The sequence below is a fragment of the Campylobacter taeniopygiae genome, from assembly GCF_005406225.1.
GTDB lineage: Bacteria > Campylobacterota > Campylobacteria > Campylobacterales > Campylobacteraceae > Campylobacter_D > Campylobacter_D taeniopygiae.
In genome coordinates this window covers 1-20,170 of the sequence record NZ_NXLY01000005.1, presented here as the reverse complement: position 1 = coordinate 20,170, position 20,170 = coordinate 1, and the positions used below count along the sequence as shown (strand labels likewise).

Genomic DNA, 20,170 nt, shown 5'->3' with positions numbered 1-20,170 from the left:
GCTAATTATATACTTTTTTTTCTTTGTGAAAGTTTATTGTTGATCTTGAGCTTCTAGTTCTTGAATTTGAGCTTCTATAGTATTAGCCTGTGAAGTTAAAACCTCGATTTGTTTTTGATAAATCGCCTTCATTTGATCATTAGCATTAGCCATTTTTTGCGTTAATTCTGTAATTTTTGCTAAAATTTCAGCCAATTTTGCTATTAAAGTATCGAGGGCAGCATTTCCACTGCCACCTTGTCCAACTTGAGTTTCATCACTATTTTTTGGAATTTTTTCTTGACTTACAGTTATGGAATATTTTTTCTCTGAATTTTTATCATCTAATTCTTTTGCTTCTTTGGAAATAGTGACTTCAACTGCACTATTGTCTTGAATAGTCTTGGAATTACCATCATCTTTTTTTAAGTCCATTCCTGTTTTTTTGCTGAAATATAAACTTGTTTTTTCTTGAAAATTTACCTGCATTAAAACCTTTTTCTGTTTTATATCGACTTTTATTATTAAAAATTTATAGATTGATTTTAAAAAATTACAAAACGCTTCAAAAGGTAACACAATAAAGAAAAATTTCAAAAAGTATCAAAATTTAATTTAGTTTTATTTTTCTTTCTTTTTCTAAAATATTAAAATAGTTAAAAATAAGGAGGAAAAAAATGGGTCATTTTGCGTTAATTTGTATTCTTGTTTTGGCTATTGTTTTTGTAGTTTTTTCCATAACAAAATTAAAAATTCATGCTTTTTTAGCACTTTGCTTAGCGAGTATTTTTGTAGCTCTAGCTACTGGAATTCCTTTAGAAAATATAGGGGATATTCTTCAAAAAGGAGTAGGAGGAACTTTGGGATTTTTAGCGATCATTATAGGATGCGGTGCGATTTTAGGAAAAATGCTTGAAGTAAGTGGTGGCGCAAGAGTGATTGCAAATTCTTTACTTTCTTTACTAGGTAAGAAAAGAGCAGATATCGCAATGATGTTGGTTGGTTTTATAGCAGGTATTCCTGTTTTTGTTGAAGTAGGTTTTGTATTATTAGCACCTTTAATTTTTGTTGTAGCCAAACAAATGCAAATTTCAAGAATAAAAATAGGTGTGGCATTAGCAACTTCGCTGATGTGTGTTCATTGTTTAGTTCCACCGCACCCAGCAGCAACAACTATAGTTGTAACTTTGGGAGCAGATATTTCTAAAGTGATTATTTTTTCATTGTTAGTAGGTCTTGCTTGTGCATTTTTTGGAAGCATTATTTATCTAAAATTTTTTCGCTTTGATAAAGATGACGAATTAGGGGTAACAACTATTTTGCAAGATAATACCCCTGGAATTTTCACGACTTATTTTACTATATTATTACCTTTAATTTTGATGCTCAGTAAGGTTTTATTTCACAATAATATCATCGTTTTTATAAGTAATCCTATAGTAGCCCTTTTAATTAGTGTTTTTGTATCTTACTATACCTTAGGTTTGAGATTAAACTATAGTATGCAAAATTTATTAGATTTGAGTTCAAATTCTTTTTTTCAAATTGCTGGAATTTTGCTTATAATTGGTGCAGGAGGTGCTTTTAATGAAATTTTAATTCAAAGTCACATTGGCGATGCCTTAAAAACAGTTTTGAGTGATTTAAAACTTAATCCAATTTTTTTAGCTTGGCTTATTGCTATCATTTTACATGCTAGCGTTGGGAGTGCTACAGTAGCTATGATTAGCGCTGCTGGGATTGTTTTAAATCTTGAAAGTAGTGTAAGTAAAGAAGTTTTATGTCTTGCTATTGGTAGCGGTGCTATAGGTTGCACTATAGTTACTGATAGTTTATTTTGGCTTGTTAAGGAAACTTTAAAATTAAATATAAAAGAAATGTTTAAATATTATACAGGTGCAACCGCCATTGCTTCTTTAACGGGGCTAGGTTTAAGTTTTATTTTATCAAATTTTATTTAAAGGATGAAAAATGTTATTAGAAAATTTAAAGAAAATGAAGGAAAGCTTTTGGCTTAATGATCATTTAAGTTCTGATTTAAAAGAAGAATTAAATTCAAAAGGAATTACTTATGAAGATATTGAAGACGCAAGGGATAGACTCGATCGTTTTGCTCCGCTTTTGAAAATTCTTTTTCCTGTTACTTTGAAAACAAATGGTATTATAGAAAGTCCTTTACAATGTGTCAATACTTTTAAAGAAAAATTAGAAATTTTAGAAGATGTAAAAATCAATGGAGATGTATTTATAAAATTAGATTCACATTTACCAATATCAGGCTCTATTAAAGCAAGGGGTGGAATTTATGAAGTTTTAAAACACGCCGAAGATTTACTTCTCCAAAACAAGCTTTTGAAAGTAGAAGATGATTATTCTAAAATTCTTACATTTAAAGAATTTTTAAGTCAATATAAAATTGCTGTAGGCTCAACGGGCAATTTAGGACTTTCTATAGGCATTATGAGTGCAAAACTCGGTTTTAAAGTAAGTGTCCATATGAGTAATGATGCTAAAGAATGGAAAAAACAAATGTTAAAGGAACACGGATGTGAAGTAATAACCTATGAAAGTGATTATGGTAAAGCCGTAGAAGAGGGTAGAAAAAGTTCTCAAAATGATCCATTTTGTTACTTTATAGATGATGAAAATTCTAAAAATTTGTTCTTAGGATATAGTGTAGCCGCAAAAAGACTGAGTGGTCAGTTACAAGCTTTAGATATTATTATTAGCGATAAAAGACCTTTGTATGTATATTTACCTTGTGGAGTTGGCGGAGGTCCAGGGGGTATAAGTTATGGCCTTAAAAGTGAATTTGGTAAAAATGTTAAATGCTTTTTTGCTGAACCAACGCATAGTCCGTGTATGATGCTTGGCTTATACACTAAAAAACATAATTTAATATCGGTTAATGATATAGGTTTGGATAATAAAACAGCTGCGGATGGTTTAGCTGTTGGCAGGGCTTCAAAACTGGTAGGTAAAATCCTTGAAAATGTTATCGATGGTTGTTTTAGCGTGAGTGATGAAAATATGTATAAATATTTAACTTTAATGCATAAAATTGAAAATATAGACTTAGAACCATCTGCGCTAGCTGGAGTAAAAGGCTTGGTGTTTAATAAGGAATTAAACAATATTCATCCTAATGCTATTCATTTAATCTGGGCTACAGGGGGTAATATGGTACCATCTAAAGAAATGCAAAAATTTATTCAAGAAGGAGAAAAATATTTGGGTTAAATTTTCATAAAATTACGGAGTATTTTTTTACCTTGTTGGCTTAAAATGGCTTCAGGATGAAATTGAACTCCATAAATATCGTATTTTTTATGCTTAATTGCCATAATAACACCTTGAGAATTTTTGGCTAAAATTTTACATTTTTTAGGCATTTTGCTTATATGTAAAGAATGATATAAACAAATTTTAATATCTTTTTTTATGCCTTTAAAAAGTGGATCTTTTTTAAAAATAAGGGTTGAAGTTTTGCCATGGGTTGGATTTTCCATTTTGCTAACTTCGCCCTTAAAGACTTTGGCTATACATTGATGTCCTAAGCAAATTCCTAAAATTTTTTTACTTTTTTTAAAGTATTTTATAGCTTTAAGGCTTAGTTTTGATTCTTCGGGAGAATTTGGACCTGGGGAGATGATTAGATGAGTAAAATCAAATCGGCTTAAATCTTTTGCTTTTTTAAATTCGTCATTTTTAATAACTTTGCATTGATATCCTAATTCTTTTAAATAAAAAATAATGGTATAGCTAAAAGAATCGTAATTATCTATAAATAAAATTTTTTTCATTGCAAATAAACCTTTTTTAAGCCCCTAACAGAATTAATACAATAAATTTCATCCGCCTCTATCAAATCTTTTTCATAAAGATTTTTTTCTTGTACATGGCCTAATTGCACCAAAAAAGAGCGATAAATTCCATTTAATAAGCCGCTATTTAAAGGTGGCGTATAAAATTTACCATTTTTATTTATAAGTATATTACTTCTTGATCCTTCGCAAAGTTCATTTTTTTCATTGAAAAACGCTATGTCATAGCATGAATTATTTTTCCACGATGAAGCCTTATCTTCGTATAATTTTCTTATAGAACTTTTATGATATAAAAAATCACTTTTTGAATTTAATTTTTCCTTGCTTAAAAATAGGGTATTGTTTGTGTTATCTTTTATATGATTATAAGAAATATGGTAATTTCCATTTTTTTCTAAAGTAAGTTTTACAATGGCTTGTTTGTGTTTAGTTTCAAGTTTGCTAGTATAAAATAAATTATGCTCTTTAAAAAAAAGCTTTTTATTTAGTTTGTGGATACTTAGATTTAAAAACTCATTTACATCGGTTTTTTCTTGCAATATTTGATCAAATTTTTTAAGTAAAATTTGAGTGTTAAAATCAAATTTTATAGCCGAATTTAAAAGCCTTTGTAGGTGTTGTTTGAAAAACAGAATTTTGCCATTTTTATAATACATAGTTTCAAAAAGAAAAAAATCTTTAGGCATTAAAAATTTAGTCTTTAATTTTAACTCATCAAATTCATCATTTAAATTAGAATCCCAAACCAAACCACCGCCTACGCTGTATTGATAATTTTCTCTTTTTTCTAAAGTGCGTATTGCAACGCTAAATTTGCTTTTATTTTTATGTATAAGTCCTATCGAACCACAATAAATTCCACGTTTTCTTTTTTCAAGATTTTCGATGAGTTTTATGGTTTCAATTTTAGGAGCACCGGTGATTGATCCACAAGGAAAAAGAGCTTTGAAAATTTTATAAAAATCAATATTTTTCTTTAAAGAGCCCTTGATTATAGAAGTCATTTGGTGTAAAGTAGGGTAGCTTTGTATCTTAAAAAGTTTTACTTTCATACTTTGTTTTTTAATAAGCTTAGAAAGATCATTCCTTAGAAGATCAGCAATCATCACATTTTCGCTTAAGTTTTTAATATCATTTTTTAAAAAAAGTTTATTTTCCTTATCTTTTTTTGGATCTTTATCTCGTTTGATTGTTCCTTTCATAGGTTTTGTAATGATTGTATTATTTTTAGTTTTGAAAAATAATTCCGGAGAAAAAGATAAAATTTCTCGATTTTCATCTTTAATATAAGCTTTAAATTGTGTATTTTGTCTTTTTAATAAAAGATTAAATAAATCAAAACCATCAAGCAAAGTGTTAAAATGAAAATTTTGAGTGAGATTGACTTGATAGCTTTGACCTTTGGCAATTGCTTTTTTAACTTTTAAAAAATTTTCTTTATAGTTTTGAAAATTAAGCCCATCGTAAAAAGAGGGTAAAAATCTATCCTCATCAATAGAAAAAACAGAAAATTCCCTCCTTTTTTTGTAAGCAAAAAACACTAAATAAGCCTCTTTACTTTTAAAATTATCATCATATAAATATTTATAAAATTCATAATCAACAAGGACTATAAAATAAAATTTTTCTTTATGTTTTTCTGCAAAATTGAAATATTTTTTACTTTGTTTTTGATTATAAGCTCTTAAAATGTATTTTAGATCATAATACAAATACCTTCCAAAAACTGCAAAATTTTCAGCGCTCACTGATCTCCTTTGCAACTTGTGCAGCAAGTTTTAATTTGTCGTTATCAAAATGAGTATAAATTCTTGAGGTATTTAAGCTCGCATGTCCTAAGGCTTCTTGCACTAAAACTAAATCTTTTTGTTTTTTATAAAGCAAAGTAGCAAAAGTATGACGCAGCATGTGCGCTCCATTTTTTTGTTTGCGAATTCCTGCGCGAAATAAAAGTTGCTCGACGATGCGACTAACGTAAGATTGGGTTAGGGGAGTGCCTTTTTTATTGACAAAAAGCAAGGTATCTTTGCTCATATAGTTTATTTGGACATTTTTAAGTAAATATTCTATGAGTTCTTTTTTAATCATAACAATACGGTATTTATTACCTTTTGATCTTATTCTTATAAGATAAAGATCGTTTTCTTCGCTAATATCACCCATTTTTATATTGATAGCTTCACTGACTCGAATTCCTGTAAAAATGATGATTTTGATAATGAGTTGATTGCGTATAGTATTGCTTTTAAAATCAGCATTTTCTATAGCATCAAGAAATTTTTTAACTTCTTCTTCGCTCATAAATTCGGGCAGTTTAACACCTTTAGAACCTGTAATTCCTGCCCAATTTTTAAGATTAATATCAAAGATATGAGATTTACCATCCTCTTCATTTTGTTTATCTAAAAAATCAAAAAAATTAATCACAGCAATTCTGTGATTTTTTTTACTTGCATCAGATAAAGATCCCGTAATACTGGCTAAAATTTCAACGATTAGCTCTTCATCGATTTGTTTTAAAGAATGGAGTTTATAAAATTTCAAATATTCAAAAAGCTTTTTTAAAGGATTAAAATAGGTATTAACTCCGCTTAAACCTATATTTCTTGCTTTTTTTGCTAAAGCATCTAATTCTTCTATATTTGAAATGCCTTTGGTAAGCGCAAAATTGATTTTAGCTAAAATTTCTGGATTTTTGAGTTCTTTATTTGAAAGAGAATTGAGTTTAAATTTTACATATTTGGCCAACCAAAATAAAAAAGATTTTTCAAAACTTTCTTCACAATCTAAAGGATATTTCATTTTTATTTTCCCAATTTTATTTTAAAAGAATATTTTAGTATCAACTTAGTAAAAAAAAGCTTTTTATGAGTCAAAAAACTTTTTAGACTAAAAAATATAAAATACTTAAAAAAGTATGATAAAAGGTAAAAATACATATTAAATTCTAATTTTGTATTGAAAACTATAATTTTCAAACTTTTTTATTTTTATGGAAATAAAGCGTTTGTTTATGCTTTAAAGTATGGATATTTCATATTTTAAATACTTTACCTTTTGTAGGTTTCTAATTTATCCATAAAATTTATTGTATAAATTTATTGATTTTTATTTGTATTTTGAAAACTAAATTTTAGCTTTATTATTTTTTAGTTTTAATACCCTATTGCGAATTTTTGAAAATTATTTTTTACAATTTAAAGAAAAAGATTGTAATGAAATTTTAGAAAGAAAATTAAGAAAGTTAAAGGCAAGAAAATTTCTTGCCTTAGAGAATTATTTTTTTAACATTGGTTTATAAGGTCCATAACGATGTTGTGTTGTAGAAAAACTATCATCATAAGGTCCAACATCCATATCCAAAGGTTTTACTTTTCTATCAGGAAAATCTTGATCTCTATGTGATTTTACAGGACGAGATTGAGAATTCATATAAGCAGCTACATCATAAGATTCTTCAAGAGTTAAGTTAGGATCACCTTGAGGCATATTTTCTTTAATGTAAGAAGCTGCTTTGATTAAGCGATACATTCCTGCTCCTGTATTATAACTATCTTTTCCCCATAATGGCGGATAAATGTAGTAGGCTCCTTTGGTATCTTCATTTTTTAAACCTTGGCCATTTTCTTGGTGGCAAACTGCACATTTATCCATATAGATTTTTTTACCTTTTTTTGGATCAGCTGCTCTTGTGAGATAATCTATTTTTTTAAGGCTTTGACCTTCGATCTTAGCTCCCACTGGAACACCTTGAGACAGCCATTGCATATAAGTAAGCATTGCTTTCATTTCTGGAGAATTTTCAGGCATACGTTTGCCATTCATAGATCTTTCGTAACAACCATTGATTCTATCTGCTAGAGTGATCACTTTATCCGCTCTTGCATTATATTGTGGAAATCTTCCCCAAATTCCTACAAAACCTGCTTGATTTGGAACACTTCCAGCCGCTGCGTGACAGCTAGAGCAAGATAGATTGTTTCCTGCAAATCTTTTTTTTGGATCTTTTGCTTGAGGTCCAGTGTATTTGCTAGTTTCATTAAGAATTTTGTTACCAAAAATTACCATTTGGGCGTATTTAGAATCTTTTGGCATTTTGCTCTCATCGATCGTACCATCTTCATTTAATGCCTTAGGTAAAACCCATTTAGCTTTAGGTAAGTCAATACCTGTAGCACTTTTGGTTTTTTCTAATTTTTGATCAAGTGCAAATGCACAACTTCCAAATAACATTAATGCCAAAGCTACTGAAATTTTCTTTTTCATAAGCTTTTCTCCTTTTTAGAAAATTAAATCACAATTAATTATATAATTTTGGTTAATAAAAGTCAATGAAAATTAAAAAAGGATTAATCGTTAAATTTTTAATAAAAAACTAAAGTAATTTAAAATAAAATACATATTTGCAATATTTTATATAAGGTTTAATTTTCAAATGAAAAATTTAAGCATTCAAGAAAAAAGAGATTTAGATACTTGTGTTTTTCAAACTCTAGGACAAAATAATTTTTCCGATAAAATCAGTTTTTTTAAAAAAATATTTTTAAAAATTAAACTATTTTTTTATTCTAAATAATACCAATTAAAATCTTTTGCTGTATAGGAAATATCTTTAAAATCTGGAGATTCTATAAAGAATTTACATTTTTTATCTAAATTTTCTATACCATAGACTTTCATGGCCATTTTAGAATTATGTTTTAAAAGTTCTATACCAACACACGCTTGGTTATTGACTTTATAAAGTAAGGTTCCGCCCTCTTTTGGATCCATATTTAAAATATCCAAATTTGGATTTTTACTCATGTCATCTTTATTTCGACTAAAACTATAATGCAATTTATAATAAATCATAATATCTTGCATAGCATTTTTTAAATCCCATGTTATTTGTTGGATTATTTGCCCATCATTTTTATATAAAGTTAGAAAATCGTGATTTAAAAAATCATTAAAATTAGAATCTTTGTCTAAATTTTTGCAAGAATTGTAAGTTTTTAAAATTTGCACTTGATTAGATTTGATTAAAAGATCTAAACATTCTTTATTGTTTTTATAAAAATGGACTATTTTTGCATTTTCAACTTTAACATTTTTATCAGAAGTTTTTTTATAAGCAAAATCACTCAAATTTTCATAAATATTGGCATAGCTTAAAGAATATAAGCTTAAAACTATCGTAGCTATTTTTTTCATAGAAATAAATCCTTATGTTTGTTTTTTAAAAATTCCACAACTTCTAAAATTTCATCAACGCCCTCTTTTTGAGAATCTTTTAATACTAAATCTATATTGTCTATATACGCCTCAATGGCTGATTCTAATTTCTCTCTTTTAACTCCAGCATATAAAAGCATAGCCTCTAAAACAATGCTTAATTCATATTGCAAATCTTCTAACTCTTCATTTAAGTTCTTTTGCTTGGACATCTTTGCTTTCCTTTTTTAATTCTTTGCTTTTGATAAGATCAAGAATTTGAGCTTTGATATAAGGGTAATTCGAGCTATCTTTATAAGCTGAAAATAAGCCACCGCTTGCATTTTTATGCCCTCCTCCACCAACTAATTTTTTAGCCATTAGACTAACGTCTATTTTACCATTTGCTCTAAAACTTAGCGTTTTTCTTGAACTTACATCAATAAAAAAATCATAGTCTGGATTTTTGATTAAAAAATCATTGCCAATGATGGAAGTATTTCCTATATTAACAGTTAAAATTCCCTTATGACCTCCGTATTCTATGCCAAATTCATCTTTTAACTCCCCTAGTTTTTCAACAACAAAACTAGAAATTAAATTAGCAAGTGTATCATCACAATTTCTCATAAAAAAATCTTTTTTTATAAAGTGTATAGCATTTTCAAGCAAAATATGAGAATTTTCTTTTCCTATAAATTTAATAGCTCTTTCAAAAAGAAAAAATATATAATAAACCTGTATTTCTTTAAACATCACTCGATTGATTTCTTTAGCATTAGCAACTAAGCCTAAAAAAACTTTTCCAAGCTCAAAATTTTCATCCGCGTTTAACCAAATATCTACAGCATTAACTACATCAACAAAATGTGAAAGTTCTAAATCTGTATGGCAAATTTTAGAGAAAAAATCATAAGTGATTTTAGTAGCTGATCTTTTTGAGTCCAACAAATACCAAGGATATTTTTTTGCACACTCTTCCCCACTTTGATGGTGATCAAGTAAAAAAATCTTAATCTTTTTTTCTTGACATATTTTGTCAAATTCTTCGCATTGTGAAAGGCTTAAATTTAAATCTGTGATTAAAATAATTGCTTTTTCAAAATTTTCATCTTTTTCGATATCGCTTAAAATAGCATTAAAATTATCATTGATTTCTTTTCCATAGTTTGAATTGTAAAATTTCACATTCTTAAAATAAAAATGAGTGATAAATTGACAAGCATAACCATCAAGATCTGTATGCGAAAGATGATAAATTTTCATTATTTTCCTTAAAGTTCTATCTTAATAATACCTTCTGTATTGAAATTGGTATTTTCAGCAATTTCAGCAAAGCTTAGCACAACAATGTTAATATTAAAGTTATAACAAATATCGGCAATAAATTTTCTAAGCTGCGGCTCAACACAAAGTATGAAAGGTTTGATGCGACCATTAGAAACTGCAGCCACTTCGGCTCTTAAAGTATCGACTAAAACGCCAGTTTGTGCTACACTTAAAGGTAAATGATAACTACCGTCTCTAAATTGGACATTTTCCATTAAAATCGCCGAACTAGCAGAATCTAAAATAAAAATATCTAAATTTCCTTTATCATCTAAATACATATTTGTAATCATTCTTGCTAACGACGCTCTTACATGCTCTATAATCATGTCAAAACTTTTACTCACTTCGGCAATATCGCTAACTGACTCTAAAATAGTAAGCATATCTTTAATTGGAATATGATACTTGAGTAAATCTTTTAAAATCTTTTGAATAAGACTTACAGGTGCCACACTTAAAGCACCTTCAACTATAATAGGATAATCGTTTTTAACCTTATCTAAAAGGTTTTGCACTTCTTGACGTGTTAAAAGCTCGCTTGCATGTGATTTAATAAGTTCACTCATGTGAGTTGAAATCACGCTAGCAGGATCGATCACTATATAACCATTAAGAGTTGCTTCATCTTTTAAATTCGCATCAATCCAAAGTGCATCGGAATTAAAAGCAGGTTCTTTGGTGGCTATACCCTCAATTTCTTCGGTGATAAATCCACTATCCATAGCCAAATATTTATCCGGATAAATTTCAGCACTCGCTATGGAAACTCCTTTTAATTTAAAGCTGTATTCATTAGGCTTAAGTCTTAAATTGTCACGAATTCTTATTTTTGGCATTAAAAATCCTAAGCTTTCTGCGATACTTCTTCTCATGGATCTAATTCTTTCAGTCAATTCGCTTTCAGCTAATTTTATAAGTCCATATCCAAGTTCAAGTTCTAAAATTTCAACCTTAAGAATATCATTAATTTTATGCTCTTCTTCTTTTAAAATTTCTTCTTCGCTTTTCTTAGCAGGAACTGCAGCATTTGGTGCAGCTGCTCCACCACTAGCTGCAGCACTCGGCTTAGTCTTTTTAGCTGCCATGATTTCAATTTTACCCTCTTTTACTTGTTTGGTTAAAAATCCTAAACCTAAAAAGACTAAAGACATAAATCCTAAAGATAAGTGAGGCAAACCTGGTACTAAAGCAAAAATAAACAAAACAAAACCTACGATTAATAAGGTTCTGTATTCACTTAAAAGCTGATTTAAAGTTCCTTCTGCAAAATTATCCTCATCTTTACTTGCGCGAGTAATAATAATAGCTGTAGCTGTAGAAGTTATGAGGCCAGGAATTTGAGATACAAGTCCATCACCTATGGTAAGTATAGTATAGGTTGAAGCAGCTGTGGATAATGGCATATCGTGTTGAAAAGAGCCGATTAAAAAGCCTCCGATAATATTGATAATTGTGATAATAATACCAGCAACTGCATCACCTTTGATAAATTTACTCGAACCATCCATCGCGCCATAAAAATTCGCTTCAGCTATGATTTCTTGACGTCTTGCACGTGCTGTTTGTTCATCAATAAGACCGGCATTTAAATCCGCATCAATAGCCATTTGCTTACCAGGCATTGCATCAAGTGTAAATCTTGCTTGCACTTCAGAAACCCTAGTACTACCTTTGGTTACAACCATAAAGTTAATCAAAACAAGGATGCAAAATACGATTACTCCGATAACCATATTTCCACCAACCACAAATTCACCAAAAGAAGCGATGATCTCACTTACAACTTCAGGTCCATTTTGTCCTTCACTCAAGATCATACGCGTTGTAGCGATATTTAATGAAAGTCTAAAAAGCGTTATGATTAAGATTAAAGTCGGAAAAGTGGTTAAATCGGTTGGTTTTGGAATATAAATAGAAATAAGGATAATCAAAACCGATAAAGCAATACTCAAAGCTAAAAAAAAGTCCAAAATAGGACTTGGCAAAGGAACGATAATAATAGCTAAAATACAAACTATAAAACCAACTATAGTGAGACTTTTAGCCTTTAAAACCGGTCCTATTAAAGGTCCTAAAAAAGGAAAAACAAGATCAAATATTTTATTTTTTTTTGCCATTTATTTTTTCATAATATCCGCTAAGGTTATAGAGCTTAAAAATCCATCTATTCTATCTTGTAGTTCTATAAGCATGGGCATAAGAGTGCAATTTTTCTCTTTATTGTCAGGACATACCCCACCACTACATTCAAAAACATTGACTTCTTTTTTTTCTACGCTATTTATAATTTCTTTGATGTTATATTCCTTAGGATCTTTTGCTAAAGTAAAGCCCCCTTTTGTACCTTTGAAAGAATTAAGCAAATTATCCCTAGCTAAGGTTTGTAAAATTTTAGCTAAAAAACTTTTTGGAATATTAAGCTCAGTGGATAGGAAATCTACATCTTGAGGTTTTTCTTTTTGAGCAATGTAAATTAAAGAAAGTAAAGCATATTCGCTTGCTTTGGTAAATAGCACAAATTTCTCCTTAGAATATATAGTTTTTAATTATAATAAAATTTTCTTAGAAAATGGCTTAAAAATTTAAATAAAAGTTATTTCAGTTTATTTTTGGTTTTTATTTGATAAAATCACAGTTTTTAAATTATACCAATCAGGAGGTCAATATGGCTTTAGATTCGGCTAAAAAAGCAGAAATTGTTGCGAAATTCGCTAGAAAACCAGGTGATACTGGCTCAACAGAAGTTCAAGTAGCTCTTTTAACTGCAAGAATTGCAGAGCTTACAGAACATTTAAAAATTTACAAAAAAGATTTTTCTTCAAGATTAGGACTTTTAAAACTAGTTGGACAAAGAAAAAGACTTTTAAGTTATCTTAAAAGAAAAGATTATAATTCTTATTCTAAATTAATCAATGAATTAAATCTTAGAGATAAATAATTTTTATAATATCCTTTATTTAAAGGATATTATAAAATCTGTCTTTTACCTTTAGAATCAGGCTCACTTAAAAATCCCTCTTTTGTTAATCTTTCTATTATGTTTGCAGAACGATTATAGCCTATATTTAATCTTCTTTGTATATAAGAAATACTTGTTTTTTGATCTTCTAGAATGATTCTTTTTGCATCTTCATAAAGCTCATCTACTTCATTATCATCTGAAAAAGTATCATTTACTAAAGATGAATTTTTAGAATCTTGCAAGAAATTTTCATCATAGCAAACTTCTTCTTGATCTTTTAAGAAATCTACAATTTTTTCTATTTCAAATTCACTTGCAAATGGGGCGTGTAATCTCACAATAGAACTTGTTCCAGGAGGGGTAAATAAACAATCCCCTCTTCCTAGTAAGCTTTCAGCTCCCATAGCATCTAAAATAACTTTAGAGTCTATTTTCTGCCCTACTTTATAAGAAATTCTACTTGGTAAATTTGCTTTGATAAGACCAGTTACCACATCCACGGAAGGGCGTTGAGTAGCAACAATTAGATGAATTCCGCTTGCTCTTGCCATTTGTGCAAGACGTCCTATGTAAAATTCTACATCTTTACCTGCAGTCATCATCAAATCAGCCAATTCATCGATAATAACAACGATAAAAGGCAATTCCTCGCCGCCTATTTCTTTCATTTTTTCATTGTAATTTTCTATATTTTTAGTTTTTGCATCCGCCATTAATCTATAGCGTCTTTCCATTTCCGCAACCATATTAGAAAGAGCATTAACCGCTTTTTTAGGATCTGTAATGACAGGGGTTAAAAGATGTGGGATGTCATTGTAAATACTAAATTCAAGCATTTTTGGATCGATCATCATCAAACGTAAAGTTTTTGGAGAATTGCGATATAAAAGGCTTAAAAGCATAGAATTAATCCCTACGCTTTTTCCACTTCCAGTTGTCCCTGCTATTAACAAATGAGGTAATTTTTTAAGATCAGTCACAAAAGCATTACCTACAATATCTTTTCCTAAAGCTATAGTTAAAGGGCTTTTAGAGTTTTTAAATACTTCGCTTTCTAAAATTTCACGCAAATAAATCGTTTGAATTTCTTCATTTGGAACTTCAATTCCCACTACATCTTTTCCAGGAATTGGAGCTTGGATGCGTATAGATTTTGCCATTAAAGCCATGGTTAAATCATCTTGTAAATTTAAAATTCTACTCACTTTTACATCAGCACTTGGGCGAAATTCAAAGGTAGTCACTACAGGCCCAACATAGGTTCTAGTAACATCACCCCCTATTTTAAAACGGCGTAATTTTTCAAGTAAATTGTAAATTTTTTTATCAATTTCAAGCTCATTAACATCATATTTATGCTGCGAAAAATTAGCTAAAAAGTCAAGCGGTGGCAATTTAAAATCTTTTGGCTTTTCCATCTCTCCTTGTTCTATTTCTTTTAAAAGTGCTTTATTGAGTTCAATTTCTTTTGCTAAAATAGCTCTTTGTTTAATAATTTCCTCTTCTTTGTTTTCACTTTTAATTTCTTCTTTAAATTCATTGTCATCTTGTTCTCTAATTGCTTCAAAGGCTTTTTGAGTTTCTTCTTTTGATTCTTCTTGGAGTTTGATAACAGGAATTGGCTCGATATAAGGACGATCTAATTCTTCAACTACGGGCATAAAATCATCAGTATTTTCATTCATGCTTTCTATTTCTTTAGGTTTAAAGTTCTCTTCACTAAAATCTAAAATTTCAGGTTCTTCAAAATTTGTATGATATTGCATAGTTGGTTGATCGGCTTCTATTATTTTTTCTTTTGTTGCAGGCTCTTCAAAGATTTCTTTAGGCTTAATCACTTCTTGTTTTATTGTAAGATCTTGAGTTGTTTCTTCAAAATTGTATTTATTACCTTCTATGATATTATTTAAATCTGGTTCCAATTTATCATTTTTTTCTAATTCTTGAATTTCTTCTTTTACTTTATTTTCAAGTATTTCATTTTGATAAGCTTTGTATTCTTGCTCTAATTTTGCTTTTTGTATCAAATCTTCTCTTTGTTCTAATTCTTTGGTGAAAATTTTTGGTTTTATTTCTTGTTTTGGTAGTGAAATTTCTATATTTTTTCTTTTATAGCTTGGCTCATCCAAATTTCTACCCGTGGTATCTATTTGCTTAATTTCTTCAAGTTTTTTAGGTTTTAAAAAACGTTCTGGGATCATATCTACCTCTTCTTTTAAAATAAAATTAAATTCTTCATCAAGACTTATACTACTTCTACTAGCCTTTTGTGCAAAATTTCTAACCTGTTGAGAATTTTCATAAACAAAACTTTTTGCCTCTTTTAAACTTTCTTTATCAATTTCTACTTTTTCATCTAAAATTTGATTTTTTAATTTTTCAAAATTTTCTTTAGCTGTTGTGATAGAATTTTTACTTGCATTAATATTATTGATTTTTACCAATTCTTCAACTTCGCTTAAAGTATTAACTGGATGTTTTTGCTTAACTTCGATAATTGGAGCTTGTGGTTCTGATTTTCCTATATCATCCTTATCGCTATCTCCGCCGAAAACTCTCATTAAAAGTGTTTTTAAAGCATGTTCTAATTTAAGTAAAATAGTAAAATTTAACTCTATTTTTAAAAGTTCTTTTGCAAATTTTGGAAAGAGTAAAATCAAAGAAAAAACAAAAAGTAAAAGTGCAAAAATACCGCTTCCAACATGCCCTAAAAGAGTAGAAAAAACAGTATAAACGAATTCTAAAATATAGCCATAACCTCTATAAAGCACAGAAAAAAGTAAGAGTATCGAAAAAAAAGCAAAACCTATACCAAAAAGTTCTTGACGTGAAAAATTTTCTATTTTATAGCTTCTTTTGTAGTAAAAATAATTTAAAATAAATAAGAAAAAAGGATAATAATATCCAAATTCCCCAAATAAAAATAAATTTATTTTATAAATCCAACTCCCCATGCTAGGAGTTAGCATACAAAGACATAAATAAAAAATACCAAAAGTAGAAATAGTAAAAATGGCTTCTTTTTTGATGTTTTTTCCTTAAAAAATATTTTTTAAAGAAGCCATTATAGCATAATTTTACATATAATTTAATAAACTAAGTTGAGATATAGTAGTGCTTGCTTTAAGGGAAGCTTGGTATGCAAGTTGGGTTTGCATTAAATTCATCATCGCTTCGCCATAATCAACGTCAATAACATTTGTTTTAATGCTTTGCACATTTACACTTAAAAAACTCACTCGGGTATTTACCCCATCTATGATATTGTGATAAGCACCCATAGTTGTATTAAGTTTGCTTACATGATCAGCCAAGTGATCAAGCCTTTCTAAAGCGCCTTGCATTCCTGTATTTCTAGGATCGGCTGAATTTCCATCTGCTCTCATATTGCCACTTAAAACTGCATCGATCATAGTATCAAGATCTTTTATAAGATCGACATTTGGTTCATCTATAGTTAAAGCATTGTTTGCACTAAAGCTAAAATTTGGCCCACTTTGAATTTGTGCTGTTTCGCTATAAGGAGGTTGAGGAAAATGACCACTTTGAGAATCGCTTAAAGAAATTCCTATGTTCGTTCCTGAAGAAAGTTTATCTGTAACGCTAATACGTCCTTTGTAATCCATACTAACATCTACAGTTGCTTGAGAATCTTTTATGAGTTGTTGGATATTGTCATAACCTGTAGCATCAATCTTGTTATTTGTTGCATCAATGCTTTGGGTAGGCACTTTATCAGAGGCAAACATACCGATGATATTATTAATTTGTCCATAAGTTATTTCATCTGAAGGAGTTACTACCCCGCTATTTCCTGTCGTAGGATCGGTATGCATGATAGGAAAACTTATATCTTGTCCAGCCGCATTTTTAAATTTTACAGTTGAATTGCCTAAATCTATAGTCACATCATAGGAATTTCCACCTTTGGAATTGACTTTTAAATTTAAGGTGGTACCATTTAGACTATCTCCTGCCATCACCTCGCTAAGTTTGGTTGAATCTGTTGCATAGGCATTACTTCCCTTGATAACTTGAGAAACATTGCCATAAACAGTGTTGCCATCTTTTTCAAAATAAACATTATCATAATCTGCACCATTAGCTGGTTGATTAGTAGAATCAGTCATATTGCTTTTGATAAAATCAGTTTGAGCTAGACTAAAGCTAAATTTTTGTTTAGTTCCATCCTTTCCTGTTAATTCAATTTCAACTGGAGTTTTTGGATTAGTGATATCGCCATTTTGTATAGCAGCTTTCATAACTTCATTAGTAACATCGTCCATATTAAGGTCATTATCCTTAACAAATTGTTCCATTGCTCTATATTGATCAGTTGTATCCATTTGCGGAGTATAGGCTACGGCATGAAAGTCTAATTTATTATTACCTTGTTTTAAATCTGTGATTTGAATTTGACCGCTATTGTTGATGCTTACTTCTACAACTTTATTGTTAGGAGTGTTGCCATAAAGTGCGCCGATTTGTTCTAATACATCTTCTATTTTATCATCTGGTTTTACCAAAACTGCACTTTTAAAGCTTGTGCCATCTGGTTTAGTTCCTTGAACATAAAGTGTTGAAGGTGGAAAATCAAGCTTTTGATCTTTATCTTCAAAATCTTTATATGGATCTAATTTTCCATCTTTTACATAATTTTGCCCGATAAGCTGTTTCCAAGCAGAATCTCCATTTAAATACTCTTGTTTGTCTTTGTCTGTTTCGGTGTAACGATTATCCTTAAAGCTGATATTGGTGGTAATTTGCTTTTTATAGTCTCCATCGGCTTTGAAAAAGAGATCCCAACCAGGGATATTGTAAGGACTTTCAGTTCCTGAACCAGTTACAACATTGATATTATTTTTATCACCATAATAATTACCATTAGAATCAAAAGGTTTGTTCGCAACTTGAGAACCGGCAAAAAGATATTGACCATTGACGCTAGTATTTGCAAGTTGCAGAATGCTTTCTTTGATACGTTGCAATTCTTTTGCTATCGCTTCTCTTGATGTTTGAGAATTACTATCACTAGCTGCTTGAGTAACTTTAACTTTAAAATCTTCTAAAAGCTTAACCATATCTTGCAAGGCTTTCATGCTATTTTCGGTTAATTCTTTAGCAGAACTCGTTGCTTGCTTAACCTGCTCTAGCGTTTTTAACTCATATTCTAAACGAGTATTGTCTATATAGGTACTTGCATCTTCGTAAGAATTTTGAATTTTCAATCCTGAAGCAAGTTGTTGAGAGATCTTATATAAGGCACTTTGCCCACCCATTGAAGTGCTAACAGAATTGGTGAAATTTAATTTATTTGTAATTCTCATTTTTTTCCTTAAAAAATTAATAAACTAGAATCTTTTGTCAATATTGCTACAATTTATAAGCAATAAGTGTTCCAAAAAACCAATTCTTATATTTTTTTAAAATATTTTTTATCAAAACCTTTATTTTAAATTGTTTTTTAGCTAAAAGAAATATAATTATAGTTTTAATTAAGCCCGAGTGGTGAAACTGGTAGACGCGCCAGACTCAAAATCTGGTAAGGGCAACCTTGTGTCGGTTCGAGTCCGACCTCGGGCACCATTCTATCATAACTTCTTAATTTCATACTTACAATATAAAAAATGAAATTTTCTATCTTGTTTAATCTAGATTCAATATCAGTCATTTCTATTTCAAAAATAAAAGTTATCATATTAAGAACTTTATAATATTGAATAATTTTCCGATATTTATAAGGAAATATTTATTAAAAGGAGTATTTAATGAAAAATATTATTTTTTTACTTTTATTTTTAGGTTTTCAATTATCTTTAATGGCTGATGGGGAAAGCTATAAAAAATTTAAAACTGGTAGAGAAGCTGTAAATTGGTGGATACAATTATATGGAAATAATATTTTATCCAAAGAAGAAAGAGATATAGTTTATCAATATACTTATGGTGATTTTGTAGTGATCAATGAAAAATTAAGAAATGGAGAAGGACTTTATTCTTTAAATGAAAAACAAAAGGATATGGTGAAAAAACTTGACAAAGCTTTAAGAAAAACAATCATATTTGAAAATTTAATTGTTTATCGCTATGAAAATTTAAGTTTTATATTTAGACTTTTAGATCAAGGTTATTTTTCAAAAATTTATAAAAATGGAAAATTTACAGATCAAGCCAAAACCTATCTGGAGTTAATCAGTCATAAAAAATATAGAGACTATGGTTTTATGTCTACTACGGCAATTAGAAATAGTGTATTTCAGTCAAGGCCGGTTGAACTTGTTATAAAAGTTCCAAAATTTTCAGATACACTTTTTGTCTCTTTAAAAGGACTTGCTGCATTTGAAACTCAATATGAATTACTTTTTCCAAGAAATAGAGTTTTAACCATAGAAAGTTATGAAATATCTCCGGATAAAAAAAGACTGACAATTTATGTTAAAATGACAGGTCCTTGTTATATAAATCAACCTTGTGAGATTGAAAAAGTAGATAATTTAAAACAACCATCAGAATTTTAGTTAAATGAGATAAATTCTCATTTAACTTGATGATATCTGATTTTTTGAAAATTTGAATCGCTTTTATATTGTTTTATTTCTCTTAATTTAATACAAAATAAGCAAATTCTTTATCTTCAAATAGCAATTATTTATGTTTATTTATTGCCCTCTTTTTAAAATTATTACTTTTTATCTTAGCTGGATTAAAATTATTTTTATAAATTTATATCTTTAAATATTTTTAGATAAAATACAATCATATCCATAAAAATTTTTACAATAGACTATATTCTTAAAAACCAAGGATTATAAATGAAAATCATTTTGGCAATTTTAGCTTTAGTATTTTTAAACTCTTGTGCTTTAATAAAAAG

16 protein-coding genes, 1 tRNA gene and 1 pseudogene are annotated in these 20,170 nt (G+C 29.1%); 6 read left to right on the top strand and 12 right to left on the bottom strand.

All coding sequences use genetic code 11. The features are described 5' to 3' along the window. Positions 1–33: 33 nt before the first annotated feature. Entirely contained in the window at positions 34–468 is a 435-nt protein-coding gene (fspA, locus tag CQA75_RS03270) for a flagellum-secreted nonflagellar protein FspA (RefSeq protein WP_246023737.1), read from the bottom strand. Between the two features lie 188 nt (positions 469–656). Between fspA and CQA75_RS03265 the strand changes: the two genes are divergently transcribed. Then, on the top strand, positions 657–1,940 hold the full coding sequence (locus CQA75_RS03265) for a GntT/GntP/DsdX family permease (protein WP_137623635.1): 1,284 nt from the start codon (positions 657–659) through the stop codon (positions 1,938–1,940). A gap of 10 nt (positions 1,941–1,950) precedes the next feature. After that, entirely contained in the window at positions 1,951–3,219 is a 1,269-nt protein-coding gene (locus CQA75_RS03260; RefSeq protein WP_137623634.1) for a D-serine ammonia-lyase, read from the top strand. Here the strand turns inward: CQA75_RS03260 and CQA75_RS03255 are convergent. The 4 genes from CQA75_RS03255 to CQA75_RS03240 form a co-directional block, all read right to left on the bottom strand. Continuing rightward, positions 3,216–3,782, bottom strand: a complete 567-nt coding sequence (locus tag CQA75_RS03255; protein ID WP_137623633.1) for an anthranilate synthase component II — start codon at positions 3,780–3,782, stop codon at positions 3,216–3,218. The genes CQA75_RS03260 and CQA75_RS03255 overlap by 4 nt on opposite strands. Further along, positions 3,779–5,554 (bottom strand): bifunctional chorismate-binding protein/class IV aminotransferase, encoded by a 1,776-nt coding sequence (locus CQA75_RS03250; RefSeq protein ID WP_137623632.1) that lies wholly within the window; start codon positions 5,552–5,554, stop codon positions 3,779–3,781. Before CQA75_RS03250 ends, CQA75_RS03255 begins: the two co-directional genes overlap by 4 nt. Continuing rightward, positions 5,544–6,608 carry a tyrosine-type recombinase/integrase gene (locus CQA75_RS03245; RefSeq protein ID WP_137623631.1) on the bottom strand — a complete coding sequence of 355 codons (1,065 nt, stop codon included), beginning with the start codon at positions 6,606–6,608 and terminating at the stop codon, positions 5,544–5,546. Before CQA75_RS03245 ends, CQA75_RS03250 begins: the two co-directional genes overlap by 11 nt. A gap of 474 nt (positions 6,609–7,082) precedes the next feature. Further along, on the bottom strand, positions 7,083–8,072 hold the full coding sequence (locus tag CQA75_RS03240; protein ID WP_137623630.1) for a c-type cytochrome: 990 nt from the start codon (positions 8,070–8,072) through the stop codon (positions 7,083–7,085). Between the two features lie 169 nt (positions 8,073–8,241). Here CQA75_RS03240 and CQA75_RS09525 point away from each other — a divergent pair, with 169 nt between their 5' ends. Further along, positions 8,242–8,382 carry a hypothetical protein gene (locus CQA75_RS09525; protein WP_337195791.1) on the top strand — a complete coding sequence of 47 codons (141 nt, stop codon included), beginning with the start codon at positions 8,242–8,244 and terminating at the stop codon, positions 8,380–8,382. Here CQA75_RS09525 and CQA75_RS03235 read toward each other — a convergent pair. From CQA75_RS03235 to CQA75_RS03215, 5 genes and pseudogenes are all read right to left on the bottom strand, one after another. Next, positions 8,370–9,002, bottom strand: a complete 633-nt coding sequence (locus tag CQA75_RS03235) for a hypothetical protein (protein ID WP_137623629.1) — start codon at positions 9,000–9,002, stop codon at positions 8,370–8,372. The genes CQA75_RS09525 and CQA75_RS03235 overlap by 13 nt on opposite strands. Next, entirely contained in the window at positions 8,999–9,235 is a 237-nt protein-coding gene (locus CQA75_RS03230) for a hypothetical protein (protein WP_137623628.1), read from the bottom strand. Before CQA75_RS03230 ends, CQA75_RS03235 begins: the two co-directional genes overlap by 4 nt. Beyond that, entirely contained in the window at positions 9,210–10,268 is a 1,059-nt protein-coding gene (locus CQA75_RS03225) for a DHH family phosphoesterase (RefSeq protein WP_137623627.1), read from the bottom strand. The genes CQA75_RS03230 and CQA75_RS03225 overlap by 26 nt, the downstream gene beginning before the upstream one ends. An 8-nt stretch (positions 10,269–10,276) precedes the next feature. After that, a complete protein-coding gene (gene flhA, locus CQA75_RS03220; protein ID WP_137623626.1) occupies positions 10,277–12,451 on the bottom strand; it encodes a flagellar biosynthesis protein FlhA in 2,175 nt (724 codons plus the stop codon). Further along, a pseudogene (locus tag CQA75_RS03215) lies at positions 12,435–12,850 on the bottom strand (Rrf2 family transcriptional regulator). The gene flhA and the pseudogene CQA75_RS03215 overlap by 17 nt, the downstream one beginning before the upstream one ends. A gap of 149 nt (positions 12,851–12,999) precedes the next feature. Here CQA75_RS03215 and rpsO point away from each other — a divergent pair. Continuing rightward, positions 13,000–13,272 carry a 30S ribosomal protein S15 gene (gene rpsO, locus CQA75_RS03210; protein WP_137623624.1) on the top strand — a complete coding sequence of 91 codons (273 nt, stop codon included), beginning with the start codon at positions 13,000–13,002 and terminating at the stop codon, positions 13,270–13,272. A 29-nt stretch (positions 13,273–13,301) separates the two neighbouring features. On the opposite strand, the gene CQA75_RS03205 is transcribed toward rpsO, so the two are convergent. Then, on the bottom strand, positions 13,302–16,265 hold the full coding sequence (locus CQA75_RS03205) for an FtsK/SpoIIIE family DNA translocase (protein WP_137623623.1): 2,964 nt from the start codon (positions 16,263–16,265) through the stop codon (positions 13,302–13,304). Positions 16,266–16,373: 108 nt separating this feature from the next. Further along, on the bottom strand, positions 16,374–18,623 hold the full coding sequence (gene flgL, locus CQA75_RS03200; RefSeq protein WP_137623622.1) for a flagellar hook-associated protein FlgL: 2,250 nt from the start codon (positions 18,621–18,623) through the stop codon (positions 16,374–16,376). Positions 18,624–18,795: 172 nt separating this feature from the next. On the opposite strand from flgL, the gene CQA75_RS03195 reads away from it, so the two are divergent. Then, a tRNA-Leu gene (locus CQA75_RS03195) sits at positions 18,796–18,882 on the top strand. Positions 18,883–19,064: 182 nt separating this feature from the next. Further along, on the top strand, positions 19,065–19,814 hold the full coding sequence (locus tag CQA75_RS03190) for an ADP-ribosyltransferase (protein ID WP_137623621.1): 750 nt from the start codon (positions 19,065–19,067) through the stop codon (positions 19,812–19,814). Positions 19,815–20,170 lie beyond the last annotated feature (356 nt).